Source organism: Gilliamella sp. Pra-s60 (assembly GCF_009795755.1).
GTDB lineage: Bacteria > Pseudomonadota > Gammaproteobacteria > Enterobacterales > Orbaceae > Gilliamella.
Window position 1 is genome coordinate 263724 of record NZ_WTFA01000003.1, and the last position, 19125, is coordinate 282848.

Consider the following 19125-nt stretch of genomic DNA (forward strand, 5'->3'; position numbering starts at 1 on the left):
TTCCGTCGACAGTTGTCGACGGTTTTGTTGCTGTGGTCAGTATTATGTTTGAATTTGATCTTATTTTACAGCTTCTTCAACAAATGTGTGTTTATTTAGTGATAGCTTATTTGCTAAGTAAAACACCTATCGTTATTCCGCTTATGCAAGTGACAGTGCATTTGCCTCATAAATTAGTTTGTTACTGCATTTTTTCATTATTTTGTATTATGGGTACCTATTTTGGCCTGCATATTGAAGACACTATTGCCAATACACGAGCCATTGGTGCTATTTTAGGCGGTTTACTTGGTGGCCCTGTCGTTGGTCTGTTGGTTGGGATCACAAGTGGTATTCATCGTTATACTTTAGGGGGAATTACAGCTGAGAGTTGTATGCTATCTACTATTTTAATTGGGTTAATTAGTGGGTTATTGCATTATGTATTGATGAAAAAGGGGCGTGTTGATCTGATTTATAATCCACTTTTAGTTGGTATGTTAGGTTTATTAGTTGAATCGCTTGAAATGATCTTAGTCTTACTTATCTCTCGACCTTTTGATGTAGTGTTACATGCTGTTAGCAGCATTGCAGCTCCCATGATTGTAGCCAATAGTATTGGTGCTGCGATGTTTATGAGGATTTTACTTGATAGACGCGCGATGTTTGAGCGTTATACTTCAGCTTTTTCAGCTAAGGCATTAAAAATCGCTGTGAGTACCGAAGGTTTGTTGCGTGATGGTTTTAATCAGCAAAATAGTACTAAAGTTGCCAATATTATTTATCAAGAACTTGATATCGGTGCTGTTTCAATTACCGATCGGGAAAAAATACTCGCATTTATTGGTATTGGTGATGACCATCATTTGCCTGGAACATTGATAACATCTAATAGTACTTTAGAAGCGATCGAGAAAAATGAAGTGCAATATCTTGATGGCGTTCATCAGCCTTATCAATGCTCAATCAATAAAAGCTGTCGTTTAGGATCGACTCTCGTGATTCCTTTGAGAGGAGAAAATAATACTGTTGTGGGGACAATTAAACTTTATGAAGCAAAAAATACGTTATTTAGTTCGATCAATCGAACACTTGGCGAAGGAATTGCAAGTTTATTGTCTGCACAAATTTTGGCTGGTCAAAATGAGCACTATAAGCAACTGTTATCTAGAACTGAAATTAAATTGTTGCATGCGCAAGTTAATCCTCACTTCTTATTTAATGCCTTAAATACACTATTGGCGGTTATTCGGCGTGATAAAACACAGGCATCACAATTAGTACAAAACTTATCAACCTTTTTCCGGAAAAATTTAAAACGAACAGAAGAAATTGTTACATTAAAAGATGAAATAGAACACGTTAATGCTTATTTACAAATTGAAAAAATGCGTTTTATGGATCAGTTAACTATCAAAATTGATATTTCCCCTCAACTAGAATATGCACAATTGCCTGCTTTTTCATTGCAACCGATTGTTGAAAATGCTATTAAACATGGTACATCTCAATTACTTGGTGATGGTAATGTAACTATTTGTGCTTATAAGTCAGATCAATCATTGGTTTTAGAAGTGATCGATAATGCAGGCCATTATCGTGAACATAAAAAAGATACCAAAGGTTTGGGGCTTAATTTAGTTGATAAACGAATTAAGATTCGTTATGGTGAAAAGTATGGTATAAAAATAGTATGTAAACCTGATGAATATACTAAAGTTATGCTAATACTACCTTTACAAGAGGATATCAGTGCGTAATGTTAAACGTTATTATTGTTGATGATGAATTACTTGCCCGTGAAAATTTACGCTGTTTGCTTGAAACTGATCCTGAAATTAGTATCGTGGCTGAATGTAACAATGCAATTGAAGCGATTCGTGCAATTCATCGACTTCAACCCGATGTCGTGTTTTTAGATATCCAAATGCCTAAAATAGATGGTATGGAAATGTTATCAATGCTTGATCCTGAAACTATGCCAAGAATTGTGTTTTTAACAGCTTATGGTGAATTTGCGGTTAAAGCATTTGAAGAACAAGCATTTGATTATTTGCTTAAGCCTGTTGAACAAGAACGATTAAACAAAACTTTATATCGTTTGCATAATCATTGTTCTTCAGGAAATATTAATCAATTAGATGGCATTAATCAAAATCTAAAATATGTCCCATGTGTTGGCCATAACCGAATTTATTTATTGAATTTTGATGATGTATTTTATGTCTCCTCCAAAATAAGTGGTATTTATGTATTTAATCAAGAAAATAATGAGTATCTAACCGAATTAACATTAAAAACTCTTGAGAATAAAACGGACCTTATCCGTTGCCATCGGCAATATCTGATTAATCTGAAAAAACTTAAAGAAATTCGTTTTAATCAAACTGGAGGGGTTGATGTTATTCTTATCAACGATGTTTCTGTGCCAGTTAGCCGTCGTTATTTAAAATCACTTAAAGAGCTATTGGGATTATAATAACCTTGATATCTTTTTGCCTTATTACTATTTCTTTTACCGCTAAGTTGCCAATTATAACCACTCACACTCTTTATCTAACCTATAACCTAAATATTGTTATCATTCTTAAAAACAAAAAATTACTATACGCTTGAACACAAAAAGGTCTTTAGTTGTTGCTTATTTCTTTAGTTTGTATGAAAAATAGGTGTTGATATTGGTAAAATTTCCGTTTTATCTTGTCACAATGTCTTTTAACAATACGCATTATGGTACTAAGTAACAAACTAATTAATCTTATAAATCACAAAGAGAATCATTATGAATAATAAAATCTTTAAGCATATTCCATGGTTCATCCTAGCTTTTGTTGGTGCATGTTGTTTAGCTGTTGTTGCACTACGGCGAGGTGAACATATTAGTGCACTTTGGATTGTTGCGGCGGCAGTTTCGATTTACTTAGTCGCATATCGATACTATAGCTTGTATATTGCTAAAAAAGTAATGCAATTAGATCCAACTCGTGCAACTCCAGCAGTCCTCAATAATGACGGTTTAAATTACGTTCCAACGAATAAATATGTATTGTTTGGGCACCATTTTGCCGCTATTGCAGGTGCAGGACCTTTAGTCGGTCCAGTACTTGCTGCCCAAGTGGGATATTTACCGGGTACGCTCTGGTTACTGGCTGGTGTTGTTTTTGCTGGTGCTGTACAAGATTTTATGGTGCTATTTTTATCATCTCGCCGTAACGGTTCATCTTTAGGCGAAATGATTAAAGAAGAAATGGGACCAATACCAGGCACGATAGCGCTATTTGGTTGCTTCTTAATTATGTTGATCATTTTAGCTGTATTGGCGCTAATTGTGGTTAAAGCCTTGGCGGAAAGTCCATGGGGTGTTTTCACTGTTTGCTCAACTGTGCCGATTGCTCTGTTTATGGGGATCTACATGCGATTTATTCGACCAGGTAGAGTAGCTGAAGTATCTGTGATTGGTATTGTACTACTTGTTTTATCTATCTGGTTTGGTGGTGTTATTGCTCATGATGCATATTGGGGCCCAGCTTTAACCTTCAAAGCAACAACGATTACTTATGTATTAGTTGGTTATGCATTGGTTTCTGCAATGTTACCTGTATGGTTAATTTTAGCGCCACGAGATTATTTGGCGACTTTCCTAAAAATTGGTGTTATTGTTGGTTTAGCGATTGGTATTGTTATTTTAAATCCTGATTTAAAAATGCCAGCTGTTACACAATACGTTGATGGTACAGGACCTGTTTGGAAAGGGTCGTTATTTCCATTCTTATTTATCACTATTGCCTGTGGTGCAGTTTCTGGTTTCCACGCATTAATTTCGTCAGGTACTACACCTAAATTACTTGCTAATGAAAACGATGCCCGTTTTATTGGTTATGGTGCAATGTTGATGGAATCGTTTGTTGCGATGATGGCTTTGGTTGCGGCGTCAATTATTGAACCTGGTCTTTATTTTGCAATGAATACACCACCTGCAGCATTAGGTATTACTATGCCTGATCTTCATAAACTTGGTACTGAAGATGCGCCGATGATCATGGCTCAATTGCAAGACGTAACAGCACATGCTGCGGCAACAGTGAGCTCTTGGGGGTTTGTTATTTCTCCAGATCAAATTATCCAAACCGCAAAAGACATTGGTGAACCATCAGTACTAAATCGTGCCGGCGGTGCGCCAACATTAGCAGTAGGAATTGCGCATGTGTTCCATCAAATTCTACCTGGTGCAGATATGGGCTTTTGGTACCATTTTGGTATTTTGTTTGAAGCGCTATTTATTTTAACAGCACTTGATGCAGGTACCCGATCTGGCCGCTTTATGCTACAAGATTTATTAGGTAATTTTGTTCCATTTTTGAAAAAAACAGACTCACTTATTGCTGGTTTTATTGGCACAATTGGTTGCGTTGGTTTGTGGGGCTATTTACTCTATCAAGGTGTAGTTGATCCATTAGGTGGCGTTAAGAGCTTATGGCCATTATTTGGTATTTCTAACCAAATGTTAGCCGCGGTTGCATTAGTCTTAGCAACAGTTGTATTAATCAAAATGAAACGAGCGCAATATATTTGGGTAACTATCATTCCGGCTATCTGGTTATTGATTTGTACAACATGGGCATTATCATTGAAATTATTTAGCAATAACCCGCAATTAGAAGGTTTCTTCTATTTAGCGAATGAATACAATCGTCGCATTGCTGAGGGTAGTGATTTAACCGCACAACAAATTGATAATATGCACCATATTGTTATTAATAATTATACCAATGCGGGTTTAAGTATCTTATTCTTATTGGTTGTTTACGGTATTATCTTCTTTGGTATTAAAACGGCGTTAAAAGTACGCAATAATAAACAAAGAACAGATAAAGAAACGGCTTATGTGCCAATTCCTGAGGGTGGCGTGAAGACATCGATGTCGCATTAAATACTAAGCAATAGGATACTATTAATTATAGTATCCTAGCCGTATTATCTAGAATCAATTTGCTATTTTATACTCAACAATCTTAAGTCTATTGTTGAGTATTTTTTTAGGTAATAATGGTTATATACTGTTGTAAAAATAAAATCTAAAGCTAATTAACTTTTTACATAGGATGATACCGTGCAAAATGATATTACTTTTTATCAACGTTTTAAGTCTGATATATTAGCAGGTCTAAAAGTCATTACTATCAGAGATAGAAGTGAATCACATTTTAAAGTTGGTGATAAGCTTCGTGTTGGAACTTTTGAAACTGATGAGTATTTTTGTACTATAAAAATAATTAGCGTTACACCAATCACTCTTGAACAATTAACAGAAGAACACGCAAAACAAGAGAATATGACATTAAGTGAATTGAAAAAGGTGATTTCAAATATTTACCCAAATGAAAATCATTTTTTTGTCATTCATTTTTCGCTCTTATAACAAAAAGACGCATTGTTAATGCGTCCTGTTTATTTTTATAACCAAATAGAATGAATAATATTAATGATTTATAGGCAGTACATCCAAAGTTAAACCATTCACACCAATAACTTCAACTGTTTGGCCAATATCTAAATCTTGATCACAGCTAGCTGACCACGTTCCATCTTTGATTTTTACTCGACCTGAACCATTAACAATAGCATCAGTGACAACGGTTTTAATACCAATTAAATCTTGTTGTGGTTGATTGATTTCGCCTTTACTAGATTTATCTTTACCTTGCTTTTTGAGCCAAAGCCACCAAAGGTAAGCAGATACAAGCGTTAGAATTGCAAATAAAATCCACAAAGTTGGCCAAGAAAGGGGTAAAACCCAAGCAATTAGACCAACAATAATGGCTGCAATTCCACTCCAAAGCCCGTAGCCACCCGTGCCAAGTAACTCTGCAATTAGCAGTAAACCTCCTAAGGCAATAAATACCCAATGAGGCGAATTATAGAAAACCATAAAAAAATCATTCATTATCAATTACCTTTAAAATTCATTCAGTAAAAATCTTAAACATAGCGTTTATAAATTTTGTCAAAAAATTTTAGGGAAACACTATGTTTAAGTATAAAAATTGATTTTTTATTTCGTATTTTTAATCAATTCAGCAATACCGCCAATGCTACCCATTAAACTTGACGCGTCAAGTGGCATCATAATCACTTTACTATTATCAGCTGAGCCAATTTGTTGTAACGCTTCAGTATATTTTTGGGCAACAAAGTAGTTAATTGCATTAATATTACCTGCTGCAATTGCATCAGAAACCATTTGAGTAGCTCTTGCTTCTGCTTCAGCAGCACGTTCACGAGCCTCAGCTTGTAAAAAGGCAGATTGTCTTTCACCTTCTGCTTTTAAGATTTCAGATTGCTTTTCACCTTCTGAGCGTAAAATCGCTGCTTGGCGAACACCTTCCGCTTCAAGAATTTCTGCACGTTTATTACGTTCTGCTTTCATTTGCGCATTCATCGCAGCAATTAATTCTGTTGGTGGGCGAACGTCTCGAATTTCAATACGAGTAATTTTAATTCCCCATGGGCTAGTTGCATCATCAACAATGCTTAATAACTTAGAGTTGATGTGATCACGTTGTGATAACATTTCATCCAATTCCATGCCACCAAGCACGGTACGGATATTGGTCATCATTAAATTAATCACCGCACGTTCAAGCTGATTAACTTGATACGCAGCCCTTGCAGCTTCTTGCACTTGAATAAAACATACCGCATCGATTTGCACATTGGCATTATCTTTTGAAATAACTTCTTGTGATGGAATATCAAGTACCTGTTCCATCATATTAATTTTACGACCAACACCATCCATAAATGGAATAATGATATTTAAACCAGGTTCAAGGGTATGGGTATATTTACCAAAACGTTCAATAGTATATTGATAACCTTGTGGAACGATCGTAATTGCTTTTAAAACCGTAATTAACGCAAGTAAAACAATAACACCAATGACGATATAAAATACTGGCATAGTTCAAAAATCCTTATAATTTTTTATAATAAAAATGAGTTAACTATTTTATAGGCTATTGAATTTTTTGACTAGTTTTAAATAAGAAGTTTTTTATTTAAGTCTTTTTTTATTACCTATTAAAAAAAATAGTGAGTTATTTAAATTGATTGGTTTTTCATCATAAAATTAAATTTAAATCCTTGACATTGCATCATTGAACTAGTTTAATAGTACAAAGTTTATTTTTAATCAATAAAAATTATGAAAGCACAATATTTACATCTTATTACTCGTCAATTCACTCGCTTTGGTTGGTGGCGTATGACTTTTTGTGGGTGATGTAATGAGATTATCTTATTTTACGAAACCCGTTTTATGCGGGTTTTTTAGTTTTTGGATGTTAAACGAATCAGTCTAAATAAAAATTTAAACAGTAGAGAGTCAACAATGAATAAGCCGACATTAACACAAATAACCCAAACCATCGGTTATTATCAAGATCCAACCCAAGTGTTTTATCAGTTATGTAATAGTAAACCGGCAACATTGTTGCTTGAATCAGCCGAAATTGATAATAAGCAAGGGATTAAAAGTGTAATGATTGTTGATAGTGCATTGCGTATTACGGCAATCAACAATGAAGTCACTTTCCATGCGTTAACCTCTAATGGTGAAAAGCTGTTACCGTTATTACAACAGGCTTTTGCGAATAATGTTGTGGAGCAACGAGTAAATGAGCAAAAGTTAACGTTAGTTTTTCCGACTATTGATAATTTGCAAGACGAAGATTCACGTTTAAAATCGCTATCTGTCTTTGATGCATTAAGAATGCTGTTAACTGTAGTAAATCTACCTTTGACAGCAAGCTCTGATGCGATTTTTGTCGGGGGATTATTTGGTTATGATCTTGTCGCTGGATTTGAAAACTTACCTAAGTTACCTAATGAGCAGCGTTGTCAAGATTTCTGTTTTTATTTAGCTGAAACATTACTAGAAATTAATCACAAAGATCATAAATCCATTTTAAAAACGACGGTTTTTACTTCTGATTCAAAAGAAACTGAGCGTTTAACACAACGGTTAGCTAATTTACAAGCAACATTAAATAGCCCAATGAAAACCATTCATACTCAGTCCCTTGCTAATATCGATGTGACATGTAATAAAAGTGATGATGATTTCAATACAGTTATTAAAAAAATGCAAGATGCAATTGAGCAGGGAGAAATATTTCAAGCTGTGCCTTCGCGGCGTTTTAGTTTACCTTGTCCACAACCGTTATCAGCTTATCAGGTATTAAAAACCAATAATCCAAGCCCTTACATGTTTTATATGCAAGATAGTGATTTTGTGTTATTTGGCGCCTCGCCTGAAAGTGCACTTAAATATACTAAAGCAACAAATCAGATTGAGATATATCCCATTGCAGGAACACGTCCACGAGGTCTAACTGCTAATGGCGATATTGATTATGATTTAGATAGTCGATTAGAACTCGAAATGCGTACCGATAAGAAAGAACTGGCAGAACACTTAATGTTAGTCGATTTAGCGCGCAACGATTTAGCGCGTATTTGTAAACCCGGTACTCGTTACACCAAAGATTTGTTAAAAGTCGATCGCTACTCTTTTGTGATGCATTTAGTTTCAAGAGTTGTTGGGCAACTGCGTGATGATTTAGATGCCCTTCATGCCTATCAAGCAACCATGAATATGGGAACTTTAACTGGGGCACCTAAAATTAGAGCCATGCAATTAATTGCTGAGTCTGAAAAAGTAAAACGTGGTAGTTATGGTGGTGCAGTAGGCTATTTTACTGCTAATGGCGATCTTGATACCTGTATTGTGATTCGTAGTGCCTATGTAGAAGATGGCATAGCGACAGTACAAGCTGGTAGTGGTGTTGTTTTAGATTCGGAACCGCAATCTGAATCAGATGAATCACGAAATAAAGCACGAGCAGTTATTCGAGCTATCATGGCAGCGCATAATGTAGAAGGTGTATTCTAATGGCTAATATCTTATTTATTGATAATATTGATTCTTTTACTTATAACTTGGTCGATCAATTACGTAATAGTAAGCATTGTGTGACGATTTATCGAAATACTATTCCGGCTGATGTGATTATTGAAAAATTATCGCAAATGCAAAACCCTATTTTAATGTTATCACCAGGTCCAGGAGCACCAAGTGATGCAGGATGTATGCCAGAGCTGTTAAAACGTTTAAAAGGTAAATTGCCTATCATTGGTATTTGTCTTGGTCATCAAGCTATTGTGGAGTCTTATGGTGGTAGTATTGTACCTGCTGGTGATATTTTACATGGCAAGGCATCGCTGATTGAGCATGACGAGCAAGCCATGTTTAAAGGGTTACCAAATCCGTTACCTGTTGCACGTTATCATTCTTTAAAAGGGGAGAATATTCCCAAAACACTTACTATCAATGCACTTTGTAATAATGTTGTTATGGCGGTGCGTAATGATGAAGATCGCATTTGTGGTTTTCAATTCCATCCAGAATCGATTTTAACTATTCAAGGCGTAAAATTATTAGAGCAAACGATAGAGTGGGCACTTACGCCACCTCAAAAAGAAGAAAAACCAAAACAAGAAGCCATTGTCGATAAACAAGAATACAATGTTCAATCCATTTTAAATAAATTATATTTGGGGCAAGTGCTCACTCAAGATGAGAGTAAAATCCTCTTTAATTTAATTATTCAAGGTAAGATTGAACCAACCGTCTTGGCTACCGCAGTGATTAGTATGAAAGTTCGCGGTGAAAAACCTGATGAAATTGCAGGTGCCGCTCAAGCCTTACTTGAAAATGCTGATGCTTTTGATATTCCCGATTATGATTTTACTGATATTGTAGGGACAGGTGGCGATGGTACCAATAGTATTAATATCTCAACAGCGAGTGCTTTTGTAGCAGCTGCATTGGGCTATAAAGTGGCAAAACATGGTAATCGTGGGGTATCAAGTAAATCGGGATCTTCGGATGTATTATCTGCTTTAGGTATTAAATTGAATATGCCAGCTCAAGCATCTCGTCAAGCATTAGACGAACTTGGAGTCTGTTTTTTATTTGCGCAGCAATATCATTCAGGATTCCGTCATGCAGCACCAATTCGCCAACAGTTAAAAACGCGTACCATTTTTAATGTACTAGGACCATTAATAAACCCATCACGTCCTAAACGTATTTTATTAGGCGTGTATCATCCTGATTTAATTAAACCAATTGCTGAAACGTTAAAAATGTTGAACTATACCCATGCTTATGTGGTGCATGGTGCAGGAATGGACGAAGTTGCTATTCATGGTGAAACTCAAGTTGCCGAAGTTAAAAATGGCGAAATCCATTACTTCTCAATTACTCCTGATGATTTTGGTTTACCAACATTTACCTTAAAAGATATTGAAGGCGGGACACCAGAGCAGAATCGTGATATGTTGATTGCCATTTTACAAGGTCATGGTAAACCAGCTCATCAGGCAGCTATTGCGGTTAATGTTGCGATGTTAATGAGTTTGTTCGGTGAGGAAGACTTAAAACAAAATGCGCAGCGTGCAATAGAAATGATGCACAGTGGTAAAGCTTATACACTATTACAACAATTAGCAGCAAGATAATGAGTGGAGAATAATATGGCAATTGCAGCATTAGTAAAAAATGTTGAAATGGCAACAGTATTGAAAAAAATCATTGAGGATAAACAAATTTGGTTAACTGAGCAGCAAGCAGTAAAGCCAGTTAATACCTTTAAATCAGCGATATCCCCTAGTGATCGCAATTTTTATCAGGCGCTAAATCAACCTAAAACTGTCTTTATTTTAGAATGTAAAAAATCGTCACCATCAAAAGGATTAATTCGAGATGACTTTAATCCCGCAAGTATAGCTAAGGTTTATAAAAATTATGCTTCGGCTATTTCGGTGCTGACAGACGAAAAATATTTTCAAGGTAGTTTTGAATTTTTACCCATAGTTCGAAATGAAGTTACACAACCTATACTTTGTAAAGATTTTATTATTGACGAATATCAGATCTACTTGGCACGTTATTATCAAGCTGACGCAATACTTTTAATGCTATCAGTATTGACGGACGATGAGTATCGTCATTTAAGTCATATTGCTCATCAACTTAATATGGGCATATTGACTGAAGCCAGCACCGAAGACGAAGTTGAACGAGCAATCGATCTTGGGGCTAGAGTGATTGGGATTAATAATCGTAATTTACGTGATCTTAGCGTTGATTTAAATCGCGTAAAAAACTTATCTAAATTGATTCCTAATGATCGTATTATTATTAGTGAGTCAGGAATTTATACTCACAATCAAATTAAAGATCTTAGCCATTATGCACATGGCTTTTTAATTGGCAGTGCGTTAATGTCAGAAGCCAACTTAACGTTAGCAATTCGCAAAGTAATGTTAGGGGAAAATAAAGTCTGTGGCTTAACCCGTGCGGAAGATGCGGTTAGTGCTTATCAAGCCGGTGCGGTTTATGGTGGTTTGATTTTTGTTACAAATTCAGCGCGTTATATCCAACCCATTAAAGCAAGAACAGTTATTGCCGCAGCACCACTTAACTGGGTTGGGGTTTTTCGCAATGAAGATATTGAAACCGTATGCCAAATAGCAAAACAGTTATCTTTATATGCAGTGCAATTGCATGGGGATGAAGATGAAAACTATATCAAAACATTGCGCCAAGAATTACCCAAAACTTGTCAAATTTGGCAAGCATTAAGTATTGATGGTGCTGTACCTGAACATGCCAATCCATTAGTGTCTCGTTATATCTTTGATCACGGTACTGGCGGTACAGGGAAAAGCTTTGATTGGTCGCTACTTGATAATCAAGATCTAAATAATGTCATTTTAGCTGGAGGCATTAATCCAGAAAATATCAAATCAGCTTTAGCGACGAATGTGATTGGTGTTGACCTTAATTCAGGGGTTGAAGTTTCACCCGGGGTTAAAGATAAACAGAAGATCCAAGCAGTATTTGAAAAAATTTAATTTTTTAATTTAAAAAGGAATGGTTATGTCTAAATTAAATCCTTACTTTGGCGAATTTGGTGGGCAATATGTTCCTCAAATATTAATGCCAGTACTTGAGCAACTTGAGGATGCCTTCATTTCTGCAATAAATGACCCAAGCTTCCAAAAAGAGTTTAATGACCTATTAGTTAATTATGCTGGTAGACCAACCGCACTGACATTATGTAAAAATTTAACTGCAGGAACTAAAACTAAGCTTTATTTAAAACGAGAGGATTTAGTTCATGGTGGTGCACACAAAACAAATCAAGTATTAGGGCAAGCCTTACTTGCCAAAAGAATGGGAAAAACCGAAATTATAGCTGAAACAGGCGCAGGTCAACATGGTGTTGCATCAGCCTTAGCTTGCGCATTACTTGGTTTAAAATGCCGAATTTATATGGGGGCAAAAGATGTTAAACGCCAAGCCCCAAATGTGTTTAGAATGCGATTAATGGGGGCAACAGTGCTCCCTGTTGAAACGGGATCAGCAACTTTGAAAGATGCCTGTAATGAAGCATTGCGAGATTGGTCTGGTAGTTATGAAAAAGCCCACTATATGCTTGGTACAGCAGCTGGACCACACCCTTTCCCCACAATTGTGCGTGAATTTCAACAGATGATAAGCCGTGAAGCTAAACAGCAGATTCTTGAAAAAGAAGGACGCTTGCCTGATGCTGTTATTGCTTGTGTTGGTGGTGGTTCAAATGCTATTGGTATGTTTGCTAATTTTATTGACGATAAATCGGTTAGATTAATTGGTGTTGAGCCTGGAGGGCATGGTATTGAATCAGGTGAACATGGCGCATCGCTTAAACACGGCAAATTGGGGATTTATTTTGGTATGAAATCGCCAATGATGCAAACCGACGAAGGACAAATCGAAGAATCCTATTCAATATCAGCAGGGCTTGACTTCCCATCGGTTGGACCACAGCATGCTTACTTAGATAGCATAGGGCGAGCTGATTATGTTTCTATTACTGATGAAGAAGCGTTAGAAGCATTTAAAGCCTTATCACGTAGTGAAGGCATTATTCCTGCATTAGAATCATCGCATGCATTAGCCTATGCCATGAAAATGATCAAAGAAAACCCAACTAAAGATCAGCTATTAATTGTTAATTTATCAGGTCGTGGTGATAAAGATATCTTTACCGTTTATGATATTTTAAAAGCAAAAGGAGAAGTGGAATGAACCGTTATCAAAAACTGTTTACTAAGTTAACAGCTGAAAAACGAGGTGCCTTTGTTCCTTTTGTTCCTATTGGTGATCCAACACCAGAATTGTCGCTTAAAATTATTCAAACATTAATCGAATCGGGTGCTGATGCGTTAGAGCTTGGAATTCCATTTTCAGATCCCATGGCCGATGGTCCAACTATCCAAAATGCCAATATTCGTGCATTTAATGGTGGAATAACGGTTGAAAAGTGTTTTGATATCTTAACCAAGATTAGATCGCAATATGCTGATATTCCAATTGGGTTATTGATTTATGCTAATTTAGTTTTTAAAAAAGGTATTGATAATTTTTATGCCAAATGTGCCAAGGCAGGGGTTGATTCAGTCTTAATTGCTGATGTCCCTGTTGAACATTCATCAGAATTTACAAATTCTGCCGAAAAATACAATATTGCTCCTATTTTTATTTGTCCTCCTAATGCCAACGATGAAGTCATTAAAAATATCGCAAGTCAAGGCAAAGGCTATACCTATTTGGTATCAAGAGCAGGAGTCACAGGTACTGAAAATCGTGCCAATAAACCACTTGCACATTTATTAAAGAAATTAACTGAATTTGGTGCACCACCAGCGATTCAAGGATTTGGTATTTCAGATCCTGAACAAGTGGCCCAAGCCATTAAATCAGGTGCGGTAGGCGCAATCAGTGGATCAGCAACGGTTAAAATTATTGAGCAAAATCTTAATAATTCAGAACAGATGCTTAGCCAGTTAGCCCATTTTGTTAAAACAATGAAAAAGACAACTAATAAGTAATTTATGTAAGTAATTTATGACAATGAGTTATAGGCACAATAGTTGCATTGAAAATCAAATTATTGTGCTTATATAAACTCAGCTATTATTTCATTTTAAGGAAGCAGGCACCGATACAATGTTAAACACGAAAAAATTAATGTGTAATATTTTTTGTGATTTTAAACATATTAATAAAACTACCGTGATTTCCAGTTGCATTTTATTCAAAATACCGTATAATTCTCACTCATCTATCGCGGGGTGGAGCAGCTTGGTAGCTCGTCGGGCTCATAACCCGAAGGTCGTTGGTTCAAATCCAGCCCCCGCAACCACTTAAATTTTCATTCATAAACCAATCTACCCTTTTTTATTTATGAAAGTTCGAAACAAGTGGCTTCATTATAGTTAGTATTTAAATGTAAGCCTCGCATGTCGAGGTTTTTTTTCGTGTTATCATTTAAACGTAAGTTTAAAAAAATGTTGGGCTTTATGCCCTTTTTTATTTTCTGCAGTGGAGGTTTGTTTGGCTAATATAGAACAACAATTAACCGGCATTATCCAAGAGCCAGTTAATGCACTTGGTTTTGAATTAGTCGGGGTTGAATATATTCGTGGTCGTTATCCTGTATTACGAGTCTATATCGATAGTGAAAATGGTATAACGGTTGATGATTGTGCTGATGTTAGCCGACAAATCAGTGCAGTTCTTGATGTCGAAGACCCTATCAAAGATGCTTACAATCTTGAAGTTTCATCGCCAGGAATGGACAGGCCTTTGTTTACGCTTGAACATTATCAGCGTTTTATCGGCGAAGAAGTTACAGTGAGTCTGCGTATTCCTGTTGCTAACCGTCGCAAATGGAAAGGACGAATTAAGTCTATCGACAGTGAAATGATCACATTAACTGTTGATGATAATGATGAAGTGTTTGCTTTTAGCAATATACAAAAAGCAAACATTGTACCTAATTTTAACCTTAAATAGAGTACGGATGTAAAAGGATGAATAAAGAAATTTTAGCTGTTGTTGAAGCAGTATCAAACGAAAAAGCGCTTACGCGCGACAAAATTTTCGAAGCACTAGAGACTGCATTAGCAACGGCCACTAAAAAGAAACATGCTGTTGATATTGATGTTGTCGTAAAAATTGATCATAAAACTGGTGATTATGACACATTCCGCCGTTGGCTAGTTGTTAATGACGTTACGCAACCAACGAAAGAAATGACGTTAGATGCAGCACAATACGAAGACCCATCAGTACAACTAGGTGATTATGTTGAAGAACAAATTGAATCCGTTGCTTTCGATCGTATCACCACGCAAACGGCTAAACAAGTGATTGTACAAAAAGTACGTGAAGCAGAACGTGCCATGGTAATTGACATGTTTAGACATCGTATTGGCGATATTGTGACAGGTATTGTTAAAAAGACCAATCGTGATAGCGTAATTCTTGATTTAGGCAACAATGCTGATGCTATGATGTCACGTCATGACATGTTACCGCGTGAAAATTTCCGTATTGGTGATCGTGTTCGTGGTATTTTATATCTTGTAGAGCAAAATAATAAACCTGCTCAACTTTGTATTAGCCGTTCAAACCCAGAAATGATGGAAGAATTATTCCGCATTGAAGTGCCTGAAATTGGTGAAGAAACGATTGACATCAAAGGCGTGGCTCGAGATCCAGGTTCCCGTGCTAAAATTGCCGTAAGCAGTAACGACCGCCGTATTGATCCTGTTGGAGCTTGTGTAGGAATGCGTGGTGCACGTGTGCAAGCCGTATCTAATGAGTTCGGTGGTGAACGTATTGATATTGTTTTATGGGACGACAACCCAGCACAATACGTTATTAATGCTATGGCTCCAGCCGACGTGGTTTCGATCGTTGTTGATGAAGATAAGCACACCATGGATGTTGCGGTTAATGTCGACACTCTACCACAGGCCATTGGTCGAAACGGTCAAAATATTCGCTTAGCATCGCAACTTACTGGTTGGACATTAAACGTAATGAGCACCGAAGATTTACAGGAAAAACATCATGCTGAATCTTTTGCGGCAATCAGTAATTTTGTAAAACATTTGGATATTGAGGAAGACCTTGCTCAATTATTGGTTGAAGAAGGTTTTACTTCGCTTGAAGAACTTGCCTATGTACCGGTTGATGAATTGCTTGAAATCGAAGAACTTGATGAAGATCTGATTGAAGCATTAAGAAGTCGAGCAAAAGATGCATTAACAACACTTGCACTAGCAAATAGTGGTGAAAAACAACCAGCTCAAGATTTACTAAATCTACCTGGTATGACACAAGAGTTAGCTTATCAATTAGTACAACATGACATCATTACTTTGGAAGATTTAGCAGAACAAGGTACTGATGATTTAGCTGATATTGAAGGTATAACAAAAGAACAAGCTGGCGATTTTATTATGGCTGCACGTAATATTTGTTGGTTTGCAGATGAATAATTGAGGAAAAGTAATACATGACCAAAGTATCAATCGAAACACTGGCTAAAGAGATCAACACTCCAGTGCAAACTCTTTTGCAACAGTTTGCCGATGCGGGGATGAACAAATCTGCATCTGATACTGTGACACAAAAGGAAAAAGAAGCTTTGCTTGCTCACTTAAAACCTCAGCAAGGCCCAACAAAGTTAACATTGCAACGTAAAACGCACTCAACCTTGAATGTGTCGAGTGGGGGTGGCAAAAGCAAAGAAATTAAAGTAGAAGTTCGTAAAAAACGAACTTTCGTTAAACGCGATCCCGCCGAAATTGCCGCAGAGCAAGAAAAGGCTCGCCTTGAAGCTGAGCAAAAAGCCCAAAAAGAAGCGGAAGAAAAAGAAAGACTAGCCGCACAAGAGGCAAAAAAACGCGAAGAAGCACAAGCTAAAAAGCGTGCACAAGAAGAAAAGGCAAAAGCAGCGCAAGAACAATCCACTGATCCAAAAGTAAAAAAAGCACAAGAAGAAAAAGCACGATTAGAAGCGGAAGCAAACGAAATTAAACGTAAAGCCGAAGAAGAAAATCGTCGAAAATTAGAAGAAGACGCTAAACGTATGGCTGAAGAAGCACGTAAATTAGCGGAGCAGTATAATGATGTTGATGAAAGCGAAACTACCGAAGAAGAAGATTATCATGTAACAACATCGAAATATGCCCGAGCAGCTGAAGACGACACCGACCGTGAAGTTGAAAGCGCACGTGGTCGAGGTCGCAGTGGTAAACAGAATAAACAGAAAAAAGGTAGCAAATTATCAGAAGGTAAAGCAGAACGCGAAGAAGCACGAGCAGCAACTCGCAGTGGTCATAAAAAGAAAGGTAAAAGTACCTTACAACAAGGCTTTAACAAACCAGTGCAAGCGGTTAATCGTGATGTTGTGATTGGTGAAACGATCACAGTTGCTGAACTTGCGAACAAAATGGCAGTAAAAGGCTCTGAAGTGATAAAAACCATGATGAAAATGGGGGCAATGGCAACCATTAATCAAGTTATTGATCAAGAAACTGCGCAATTAGTTGCTGAAGAAATGGGGCATAAAGTGGTATTACGTCGTGAAAATGAACTTGAAGAATCACTTATGAGCGACCGTGATACAGGGGCTGAAAAGGTTTCTCGTGCACCAGTTGTTACTATTATGGGACACGTAGACCATGGTAAAACCTCATTACTTGATTACATCCGTAAAGCCAAAGTCGCATCAGGCGAAGCTGGCGGTATTACTCAGCACATTGGTGCTTATCATGTTAAAACTGCAAGCGGTGAAATTACCTTCTTAGATACTCCAGGGCATGCGGCATTTACCTCAATGCGTGCTCGTGGTGCTAAAGCTACTGATATTGTGGTACTTGTTGTTGCTGCCGATGATGGCGTGATGCCACAAACAATTGAAGCTATTCAACATGCTAAAGCTGCAAATGTACCAATCGTTGTTGCTGTTAACAAAATTGATAAACCAGAAGCCGATCCTGAACGGGTAAAAGGTGAACTTGCACAATATGGTGTAATGTCAGAAGATTGGGGTGGAGATACTCAGTTTGTTCATGTTTCAGCAAAAGCGGGAACAGGTATTGATCAACTACTTGAGGCGATTTTACTACAAGCAGAAGTCCTTGAATTAACCGCATACGAAACAGGTATGGCAAGTGGCGTGGTAATTGAATCATTCCTTGATAAAGGTCGTGGTTCGGTAGCAACTGTTCTTGTTCAATCAGGTACTTTGCGTAAAGGTGACATTGTTCTTTGTGGATTTGAATACGGACGTATCCGTGCAATGCGTAACGAACTTGGTAAAGAAGTGACTGAAGCAGGTCCATCAATACCGGTTGAAATTCTTGGCTTATCTGGCGTACCATCTGCCGGTGACGAAGCCACTGTTGTGCGTGATGAAAAGAAAGCACGTGAAGTTGCCCTTTACCGACAAGGTAAATTCCGTGATGTAAAACTTGCTCGTCAACAAAAAGCGAAACTTGAAAATATGTTTAGTAACATGACTGAAGGGGATGTTTCTGAACTTAATATTGTCTTAAAAGCAGACGTTCAAGGTTCTACTGAGGCGATTTCCGACTCATTACTTAAACTATCTACTGACGAAGTTAAAGTTAAAATTATTGGATCTGGCGTAGGTGGTATCACTGAAACAGACGCATCACTTGCTGCGGCATCGAATGCGATTATTTTAGGTTTCAACGTACGTGCCGATGCCTCTGCGCGTAAAGTGATCGAATCAGAAAACTTAGATCTACGTTACTATTCTGTTATTTATGACTTAATTGACGAAGTTAAACAAGCAATGAGTGGTATGCTTGCACCAGAATATAAACAAGAAATTATTGGTCTTGCTGAAGTGCGTGATGTGTTTAAATCACCTAAATTTGGTGCTATTGCTGGCTGTATGGTCACTGAAGGTGTGGTTAAACGTCATAACCCAATTCGTGTACTGCGTGATAACGTTGTTATCTATGAAGGCGAACTTGAATCATTACGTCGCTTTAAAGATGACGTTAATGAAGTGCGTAACGGAACAGAATGTGGTATTGGTGTGCGTAACTACAACGACGTTCGTGTCGGCGATACGATCGAAGTCTTTGAAACCATCGAAATCAAGCGTACTATCTAATTATTACGCAACATGTTATAAGCAAGGT

Annotated in this window: 14 protein-coding genes and 1 tRNA gene; 13 read left to right on the plus strand and 2 right to left on the minus strand. The window is 37.0% G+C overall.

The window, feature by feature from the left end:
* The first annotated feature begins 44 nt into the window (after positions 1-44).
* From GQ596_RS04270 to yqfB, 4 genes are all read left to right on the plus strand, one after another.
* Complete coding sequence (locus GQ596_RS04270) at positions 45-1739, plus strand: sensor histidine kinase (protein WP_160400443.1); 1695 nt, start codon at positions 45-47, stop codon at positions 1737-1739.
* Positions 1739-2458 carry a two-component system response regulator BtsR gene (btsR, locus tag GQ596_RS04275; protein WP_160400444.1) on the plus strand — a complete coding sequence of 240 codons (720 nt, stop codon included), beginning with the start codon at positions 1739-1741 and terminating at the stop codon, positions 2456-2458. Before GQ596_RS04270 ends, btsR begins: the two co-directional genes overlap by 1 nt.
* A 300-nt stretch (positions 2459-2758) precedes the next feature.
* Complete coding sequence (locus GQ596_RS04280) at positions 2759-4909, plus strand: carbon starvation CstA family protein (protein WP_160400469.1); 2151 nt, start codon at positions 2759-2761, stop codon at positions 4907-4909.
* Positions 4910-5089: 180 nt separating this feature from the next.
* Positions 5090-5398, plus strand: a complete 309-nt coding sequence (yqfB, locus tag GQ596_RS04285) for a N(4)-acetylcytidine aminohydrolase (RefSeq protein WP_160400445.1) — start codon at positions 5090-5092, stop codon at positions 5396-5398.
* 60 nt (positions 5399-5458) lie between these two features.
* On the opposite strand, the gene GQ596_RS04290 is transcribed toward yqfB, so the two are convergent.
* Complete coding sequence (locus GQ596_RS04290; protein ID WP_202112437.1) at positions 5459-5923, minus strand: NfeD family protein; 465 nt, start codon at positions 5921-5923, stop codon at positions 5459-5461.
* A 108-nt stretch (positions 5924-6031) separates the two neighbouring features.
* Positions 6032-6940: an SPFH domain-containing protein gene (locus tag GQ596_RS04295; protein ID WP_160400446.1), complete on the minus strand. Its 909-nt coding sequence runs from the start codon at positions 6938-6940 to the stop codon at positions 6032-6034.
* 429 nt (positions 6941-7369) lie between these two features.
* Between GQ596_RS04295 and GQ596_RS04300 the strand changes: the two genes are divergently transcribed.
* The 9 genes from GQ596_RS04300 (at position 7370) to infB (ending at position 19097) form a co-directional block, all read left to right on the plus strand.
* A complete protein-coding gene (locus GQ596_RS04300) occupies positions 7370-8932 on the plus strand; it encodes an anthranilate synthase component 1 (RefSeq protein WP_160400447.1) in 1563 nt (520 codons plus the stop codon).
* Complete coding sequence (trpD, locus tag GQ596_RS04305; protein ID WP_160400448.1) at positions 8932-10563, plus strand: bifunctional anthranilate synthase glutamate amidotransferase component TrpG/anthranilate phosphoribosyltransferase TrpD; 1632 nt, start codon at positions 8932-8934, stop codon at positions 10561-10563. The genes GQ596_RS04300 and trpD overlap by 1 nt, the downstream gene beginning before the upstream one ends.
* A gap of 15 nt (positions 10564-10578) precedes the next feature.
* The gene (gene trpCF / locus GQ596_RS04310) at positions 10579-11961 is read left to right on the plus strand and encodes a bifunctional indole-3-glycerol-phosphate synthase TrpC/phosphoribosylanthranilate isomerase TrpF (protein WP_160400449.1); all 1383 of its coding nucleotides are present in this window, start codon (positions 10579-10581) and stop codon (positions 11959-11961) included.
* Positions 11962-11986: 25 nt separating this feature from the next.
* Complete coding sequence (trpB, locus tag GQ596_RS04315; protein WP_160400450.1) at positions 11987-13180, plus strand: tryptophan synthase subunit beta; 1194 nt, start codon at positions 11987-11989, stop codon at positions 13178-13180.
* A complete protein-coding gene (gene trpA / locus GQ596_RS04320) occupies positions 13177-13983 on the plus strand; it encodes a tryptophan synthase subunit alpha (protein WP_160400451.1) in 807 nt (268 codons plus the stop codon). The genes trpB and trpA overlap by 4 nt, the downstream gene beginning before the upstream one ends.
* Positions 13984-14220: 237 nt before the next feature.
* Positions 14221-14297 (plus strand) — tRNA-Met (locus GQ596_RS04325).
* 191 nt (positions 14298-14488) lie between these two features.
* The gene (rimP, locus tag GQ596_RS04330; RefSeq protein ID WP_160400452.1) at positions 14489-14950 is read left to right on the plus strand and encodes a ribosome maturation factor RimP; all 462 of its coding nucleotides are present in this window, start codon (positions 14489-14491) and stop codon (positions 14948-14950) included.
* Positions 14951-14967: 17 nt separating this feature from the next.
* Positions 14968-16443, plus strand: a complete 1476-nt coding sequence (gene nusA / locus GQ596_RS04335) for a transcription termination factor NusA (protein WP_160400453.1) — start codon at positions 14968-14970, stop codon at positions 16441-16443.
* Positions 16444-16460: 17 nt separating this feature from the next.
* Positions 16461-19097 carry a translation initiation factor IF-2 gene (gene infB / locus GQ596_RS04340; RefSeq protein ID WP_160400454.1) on the plus strand — a complete coding sequence of 879 codons (2637 nt, stop codon included), beginning with the start codon at positions 16461-16463 and terminating at the stop codon, positions 19095-19097.
* Positions 19098-19125: the final 28 nt, after the last annotated feature.

What these genes read in the sequence shown, in the direction of transcription:
- GQ596_RS04295 (WP_160400446.1), bottom strand. Translation starts at nt 6,940, where the DNA reads ATGCCAGTATTTTATATCGTCATTGGTGTTATTGTTTTACTTGCGTTA.
- trpA (WP_160400451.1), top strand. Translation starts at nt 13,177, where the DNA reads ATGAACCGTTATCAAAAACTGTTTACTAAGTTAACAGCTGAAAAACGA.
- trpCF (WP_160400449.1), top strand. Translation starts at nt 10,579, where the DNA reads ATGGCAATTGCAGCATTAGTAAAAAATGTTGAAATGGCAACAGTATTG.
- GQ596_RS04270 (WP_160400443.1), top strand. Translation starts at nt 45, where the DNA reads ATGTTTGAATTTGATCTTATTTTACAGCTTCTTCAACAAATGTGTGTT.
- GQ596_RS04300 (WP_160400447.1), top strand. Translation starts at nt 7,370, where the DNA reads ATGAATAAGCCGACATTAACACAAATAACCCAAACCATCGGTTATTAT.
- infB (WP_160400454.1), top strand. Translation starts at nt 16,461, where the DNA reads ATGACCAAAGTATCAATCGAAACACTGGCTAAAGAGATCAACACTCCA.
- nusA (WP_160400453.1), top strand. Translation starts at nt 14,968, where the DNA reads ATGAATAAAGAAATTTTAGCTGTTGTTGAAGCAGTATCAAACGAAAAA.
- trpB (WP_160400450.1), top strand. Translation starts at nt 11,987, where the DNA reads ATGTCTAAATTAAATCCTTACTTTGGCGAATTTGGTGGGCAATATGTT.
- GQ596_RS04290 (WP_202112437.1), bottom strand. Translation starts at nt 5,923, where the DNA reads ATGAATGATTTTTTTATGGTTTTCTATAATTCGCCTCATTGGGTATTT.
- trpD (WP_160400448.1), top strand. Translation starts at nt 8,932, where the DNA reads ATGGCTAATATCTTATTTATTGATAATATTGATTCTTTTACTTATAAC.
- btsR (WP_160400444.1), top strand. Translation starts at nt 1,739, where the DNA reads ATGTTAAACGTTATTATTGTTGATGATGAATTACTTGCCCGTGAAAAT.